The organism is Streptomyces sp. 12E (genome assembly GCF_055633275.1).
This window is the reverse complement of sequence record NZ_JBVNCJ010000001.1, coordinates 1,621,314-1,627,500: the sequence shown is the minus strand read 5'-3', so window position 1 is coordinate 1,627,500 and position 6,187 is coordinate 1,621,314. Positions and strand designations below refer to the sequence as shown.

General features: G+C 65.5%; 3 protein-coding genes and 2 rRNA genes (1 of these 5 running past the window's edge). 3 read left to right on the top strand and 2 right to left on the bottom strand.

Annotation, left to right across the window (positions count from 1 at the left end):
- Together ACZ8ZB_RS07660 and rrf are read left to right on the top strand one after the other, a co-directional pair.
- A 23S ribosomal RNA gene (locus tag ACZ8ZB_RS07660) occupies window positions 1–2,537 on the top strand; it begins 585 nt to the left of the window's first position.
- A 104-nt stretch (window positions 2,538–2,641) separates the two neighbouring features.
- A 5S ribosomal RNA gene (rrf, locus tag ACZ8ZB_RS07655) occupies window positions 2,642–2,758 on the top strand.
- A gap of 86 nt (window positions 2,759–2,844) precedes the next feature.
- Here rrf and ACZ8ZB_RS07650 read toward each other — a convergent pair.
- Window positions 2,845–3,996: a hypothetical protein gene (locus ACZ8ZB_RS07650; RefSeq protein WP_470741659.1), complete on the bottom strand. Its 1,152-nt coding sequence runs from the start codon at window positions 3,994–3,996 to the stop codon at window positions 2,845–2,847.
- A gap of 54 nt (window positions 3,997–4,050) precedes the next feature.
- Here ACZ8ZB_RS07650 and ACZ8ZB_RS07645 point away from each other — a divergent pair, with 54 nt between their 5' ends.
- Complete coding sequence (locus tag ACZ8ZB_RS07645; RefSeq protein ID WP_470741441.1) at window positions 4,051–4,773, top strand: tetratricopeptide repeat protein; 723 nt, start codon at window positions 4,051–4,053, stop codon at window positions 4,771–4,773.
- Between the two features lie 60 nt (window positions 4,774–4,833).
- Here ACZ8ZB_RS07645 and ACZ8ZB_RS07640 read toward each other — a convergent pair whose 3' ends face one another.
- Complete coding sequence (locus ACZ8ZB_RS07640) at window positions 4,834–6,132, bottom strand: DUF1015 domain-containing protein (RefSeq protein WP_470736936.1); 1,299 nt, start codon at window positions 6,130–6,132, stop codon at window positions 4,834–4,836.
- Between the last annotated feature and the right edge of the window lie 55 nt (window positions 6,133–6,187).

Sequence of the window (6,187 nt, the reverse complement as noted above, 5' to 3'; positions counted from 1 at the left end):
GAAATAGTACCTGAAACCGTGTGCCTACAAGCCGTGGGAGCGTCGGAGCAAGGCTTGCCTTGTTCTCGTGACTGCGTGCCTTTTGAAGAATGAGCCTGCGAGTTTGCGGTGTGTTGCGAGGTTAACCCGGGTGGGGAAGCCGTAGCGAAAGCGAGTCCGAACAGGGCGGTTCAGTAGCACGCTCAAGACCCGAAGCGGAGTGATCTAGCCATGGGCAGGTTGAAGCGGAGGTAAGACTTCGTGGAGGACCGAACCCACCAGGGTTGAAAACCTGGGGGATGACCTGTGGTTAGGGGTGAAAGGCCAATCAAACTCCGTGATAGCTGGTTCTCCCCGAAATGCATTTAGGTGCAGCGTCGTGTGTTTCTTGCCGGAGGTAGAGCACTGGATAGGCGATGGGCCCTACCGGGTTACTGACCTTAGCCAAACTCCGAATGCCGGTAAGTGAGAGCGCGGCAGTGAGACTGTGGGGGATAAGCTCCATGGTCGAGAGGGAAACAGCCCAGAGCATCGACTAAGGCCCCTAAGCGTACGCTAAGTGGGAAAGGATGTGGAGTCGCAGAGACAACCAGGAGGTTGGCTTAGAAGCAGCCACCCTTGAAAGAGTGCGTAATAGCTCACTGGTCTAGTGATTCCGCGCCGACAATGTAGCGGGGCTCAAGCGTACCGCCGAAGTCGTGTCATTCACACAACAGGGCCAACGCCTGTGTGGATGGGTAGGGGAGCGTCGTGTGCCGGGTGAAGCAGCGCCGGAAGGCAGTTGTGGACGGTTCACGAGTGAGAATGCAGGCATGAGTAGCGATTCACACGTGAGAAACGTGTGCGCCGATTGACTAAGGGTTCCTGGGTCAAGCTGATCTGCCCAGGGTAAGTCGGGACCTAAGGCGAGGCCGACAGGCGTAGTCGATGGATAACCGGTTGATATTCCGGTACCCGCTGTGAAGCGTCAAACATCGAACCAGGCGATGCTAAGCCCGTGAAGCCGCCCCTGATCTCTTCGGAGTGAGGGGGAGTGGTGGAGCCGGCGAACCAGACTTGCAGTAGGTGAGTGATGGGGTGACGCAGGAAGGTAGTCCATCCCGGGCGGTGGTTGTCCCGGGGTAAGGGTGTAGGACGTCAGGTAGGCAAATCCGCCTGGCAATAGTCTGAGACCTGATGCCGAGCCGATTGTGGTGAAGTGGATGATCCTATGCTGTCGAGAAAAGCCTCTAGCGAGTTTCATGGCGGCCCGTACCCTAAACCGACTCAGGTGGTCAGGTAGAGAATACCGAGGCGTTCGGGTGAACTATGGTTAAGGAACTCGGCAAAATGCCCCCGTAACTTCGGGAGAAGGGGGGCCACAACCGGTGATGAGCTTCGCGCTCTGAGCTGGGGGTGGCCGCAGAGACCAGCGAGAAGCGACTGTTTACTAAAAACACAGGTCCGTGCGAAGCCGTAAGGCGATGTATACGGACTGACGCCTGCCCGGTGCTGGAACGTTAAGGGGACCGGTTAGTCACTCTTCGGGGTGGCGAAGCTGAGAACTTAAGCGCCAGTAAACGGCGGTGGTAACTATAACCATCCTAAGGTAGCGAAATTCCTTGTCGGGTAAGTTCCGACCTGCACGAATGGCGTAACGACTTCTCGACTGTCTCAACCATAGGCCCGGTGAAATTGCACTACGAGTAAAGATGCTCGTTTCGCGCAGCAGGACGGAAAGACCCCGGGACCTTTACTACAGTTTGATATTGGTGTTCGGTTCGGCTTGTGTAGGATAGCTGGGAGACTGTGAAGCTCGGACGCCAGTTCGGGTGGAGTCGTCGTTGAAATACCAGTCTGGTCGTGCTGGATGTCTAACCTGGGTCCGTGATCCGGATCAGGGACAGTGTCTGATGGGTAGTTTAACTGGGGCGGTTGCCTCCTAAAGAGTAACGGAGGCGCCCAAAGGTTCCCTCAGCCTGGTTGGCAATCAGGTGTTGAGTGTAAGTGCACAAGGGAGCTTGACTGTGAGACCGACGGGTCGAGCAGGGACGAAAGTCGGGACTAGTGATCCGGCGGTGGCTTGTGGAAGCGCCGTCGCTCAACGGATAAAAGGTACCCCGGGGATAACAGGCTGATCTTCCCCAAGAGTCCATATCGACGGGATGGTTTGGCACCTCGATGTCGGCTCGTCGCATCCTGGGGCTGGAGTCGGTCCCAAGGGTTGGGCTGTTCGCCCATTAAAGCGGTACGCGAGCTGGGTTTAGAACGTCGTGAGACAGTTCGGTCCCTATCCGCTGTGCGCGTAGGAGTCTTGAGAAGGGCTGTCCCTAGTACGAGAGGACCGGGACGGACGAACCTCTGGTGTGCCAGTTGTCCTGCCAAGGGCATGGCTGGTTGGCTACGTTCGGGAGGGATAACCGCTGAAAGCATCTAAGCGGGAAGCCTGCTTCGAGATGAGGACTCCCACCTCCTGGAGAGGGTAAGGCTCCCAGTAGACGACTGGGTTGATAGGCCGGATATGGAAGCACGGTAACGTGTGGAGTTGACCGGTACTAATAGGCCGAGGGCTTGTCCTCAGTTGCTCGCGTCCACTGTGTTAGTTCTGAGACAACGACCGTTGTCGGCTTTGAGCAGAACAGACAATAGAAGAGTGTGCTTGTTCGCTCGAAACCATTAGGGTTTCGGTGGTCATAGCGTAGGGGAAACGCCCGGTTACATTCCGAACCCGGAAGCTAAGCCTTACAGCGCCGATGGTACTGCAGGGGGGACCCTGTGGGAGAGTAGGACGCCGCCGAACAATTCTTGGAAGGACCCCTGGTCACCAGCGTTCAGCTGGGGCCAGGGGTCCTTTTTTATTTATGCTTGTAGTACCGAAGACAGGAGTCACCGATGTCCACCAACTCTCCCGACGACCGACCGGAGCGCGACCAGCGCCGACGGGACAGTGGTGACCGTTCTGAACGCTCCGACCGTGGTGGCCAGCGCGGCGGCCCGGGACGGGGCAATGACCGCGACCGTGGCTTCCGGCGGGACGACCGTACCGGTGGCCGGCCGGAGCGTGGTGGCTTCCGCGGACGGGACGACGACCGCGGTGGAGAACGCGGTGGTTACCGTGGGCGGGACGACCGAAGGGATGACCGCAGCGACGATCGGCGCGGCGGTGATCGCGAACGTGGTGGCTTCCGGCGGGACGACGACCGGGGCTACGGCCGTCGTGATGACCGGGGTGGCGACCGCGGTGGTTTCCGCCGGGACGACAGCCGTGGCGGCGACCGTGGTGAGCGCGGCGGTTTCCGTCGCGATGACCGGGGTGGCGACCGCGGCGGTTTCCGTCGCGATGACCGGGGTGGCGACCGCGGTGGCTTCCGTCGCGATGACCGGGGTGGCGACCGCGGCGGTTTCCGTCGGGACGACAGCCGTGGCGGCGACCGTGGTGAGCGCGGCGGTTTCCGTCGCGATGACCGGGGTGGCGACCGCGGCGGTTTCCGTCGTGATGACAACCGCGGTGGAGACCGCGGTGGCTTCCGTGGCCGGGACGACCGCGGCGAGCGCGGCGGTTTCCGTCGCGATGACAGCCGGGGTGGCGACCGTGGTGGTTTCCGTCGGGACGACAGCCGTGGCGGCGACCGTGGTGAGCGCGGCGGTTTCCGTCGCGATGACAGCCGTGGCGGCGACCGCGGTGGTTTCCGTCGCGATGACAACCGCGGTGGAGACCGCGGTGGCTTCCGTGGCGATGACAACCGCGGCGAGCGCGGCGGTTTCCGGCGGGACGACGACCGGGGTTACGGCCGTCGTGATGACCGCGGCGAGCGCGGCGGTTTCCGTCGCGATGACAACCGTGGCGATGACCGTGGTGGTTTCCGTCGGGATGACCGCCGCGATGACCGTGGTGGCGACCGTGGTGGTTTCCGTCGGGATGACAGCCGTGGTGGTTTCCGCCGCGACGACACTCGTGGTGGTGAACGCGGTGGTTTCCGTGGCCGCGACGACCGGGGTGGTCGGCCCGGCGGGTTCCGTGGGCGGGACGACCGGCACGGTGGCGGGCGCTTCCGCGAGGACAGGGACCGCGACCGGGAGCCGATCAAGCGGCTGCCGATCCCCGAGGACGTCACGGGCGAGGAGATCGACAAGGACGTACGGCAGGAGCTGCAGAGCCTGCCCAAGACGCTCGCGGAGGACGTCGCAAAGAACCTGGTGATGGTCGCCCGGCTGATCGACGAGGACCCCGAGGGCGCGTACGGCTACTCCAGGGTGGCCCTGCGGCTGGCGTCCCGTGTCGCCGCCGTACGGGAGGCCGCAGGGTTCGCCGCGTACGCGAACCAGAAGTACGCCGAGGCGCTCGCCGAGTTCCGGGCCGCTCGGCGGATGACCGGGACCGTGGAGCTGTGGCCCCTCATGGCCGACTGCGAGCGTGGGCTCGGCCGGCCGGAGAAGGCGCTGGACATGGCCGGGGCGCCCGAGGTGCAGAAGTTGGACAAGGCCGGGCAGGTCGAGATGCGGCTCGTCGCGGCCGGCGCCCGGCGTGACATGGGCCAGCTGGACGCGGCGATCGTGACGCTGCAGAGCTCCGAGCTGGCGTCCAACTCGGTCCAGCCGTGGACCGCGCGGCTGCGCTACGCCTACGCCGACGCGCTGCACGCCGCCGGCCGGAGCGGCGAGGCACGGGAGTGGTTCGCCAAGGCCGTGGAGGCAGACCGGGACGGCAGCACGGACGCCTCCGACCGGCTGGCCGAGCTGGACGGTGTGGAGTTCATGGACGCCCTCGACGAGGACGAGACCGACGACACCGCGAACGCGGACGACAAGGACTGACACGCCCGACGCGCGGGACGGGAACGAAGGGGCGGACCTCCGTGGAGGTCCGCCCCTTCGTCACAGGTCGAGCGCGCGCAGGACCAGGCCCGACGCCGGTTTCGGGCCGAACGACGTCGACTTGCGCGGCATCATGACGCCCTGGCGGGCCAGGTCGCGGACGACGTCCTCGTGGACGGGGTGCATCAGGACGGCCGTCGCGCCGTCGCGTTCCGCCTTCTCGATCGTGGCCGCCGTGTCGTGGATGTACGCGATGCGGGCGGGGGAGTCGGGGATGCGCCAGACGCGGTCCAGGAGCGTGGCGTGCAGGACCGTCGCGTCCAGGGTGCGCCAGGCCACCGGGCGGTCCACCGGGATCGTGCGGGCCAGCAGCTCCGGGTCCGGGCGGTCGACGAGGTGGAAGGCCCCGTCCCCGGCGAGGAGGAAGGCGTTGCCCGTCGAGGCGGCCTCGGCGAGGGCGTTCATCGCCTCGGCCGCCGGTACGTCCAGGCGGCGGACGCGGAACAGGCCGTCGAGCGCGGCGACGGCGTCCGCGACCGGCAGGTCGTGCAGCAAGCGATGGATGGCGCGGACGCGCAGGGGATAGCGGACCGTGTCGACGAGGAGGACCAGGCCATGGTCCCAGGGACCGGGGGAGGGGTGCTCCGCGCGAAGGCGCCGGTAGGTCGCCCAGCGGTGGTGGCCGTCGGCGATGAGAGCCTGGTGACCGGAGAGTTCCCGCTGGACCGCGGCCAGGTCGGCGGGGTCGGTGACGGACCACAGACGGTGCTGGAAACCGTCCTCCGTGGTGGTCGCCAGCAGGGGCCGTTGCTCGGCCGTGCGTTCGACCAGATCGGCCGTGACGGCTGCCGAGCCGCCGTCCCCGTCGCCCCGGTAGGTGAGCAGCAGCGGTTCGAGGTTGGCGGAGGTGGCCCGCATCAGGTCCGCGCGGTCGGCGACGATGTGCGGCATGACGTCCTCGTGCGGCAGCACCAGCCGCTCGTCGGGGTCGGAGACGCGCAGCGCGCCGATGACGCCGCGCTGCACCATGCCGTCGCCGTCGCGCTGTTCGTAGACGTACAGACAGGGCTCCGGGTCGGCGGTCAGGACACCCTCCGCGCGCCAGCGGCGCAGGGTGTCGGCGGCCTGGGCGTTGCGCGCCTCGGGCGTGCCGGCCTCGGGCAGGATCAGCCGGACGATGTTGTACGGGTCGGCGGACTGGAGGTGGTGCAGGCCGTCGGGACGGACGACGACGTCGTACGGCGGGGATGTCACGGCGGCCAGGCTGCCGACCCGGTCCGGGTCGTAACGAAGGCCTCGGAACGGGGTGAGTTCCAGGCCTCGGGGCGCCTTTGCCGTCGAGTGACCTGCAGTGTTCATCCCGGCATCGTACGGGTGCCGGTGGCATGGGGGATGATCGGGGGAAAGCCGTCGA

Coding starts and splice junctions, on each gene's coding strand:
- ACZ8ZB_RS07640 (WP_470736936.1), bottom strand. CDS start 6,132: ATGAACACTGCAGGTCACTCGACGGCAAAGGCGCCCCGAGGCCTGGAA.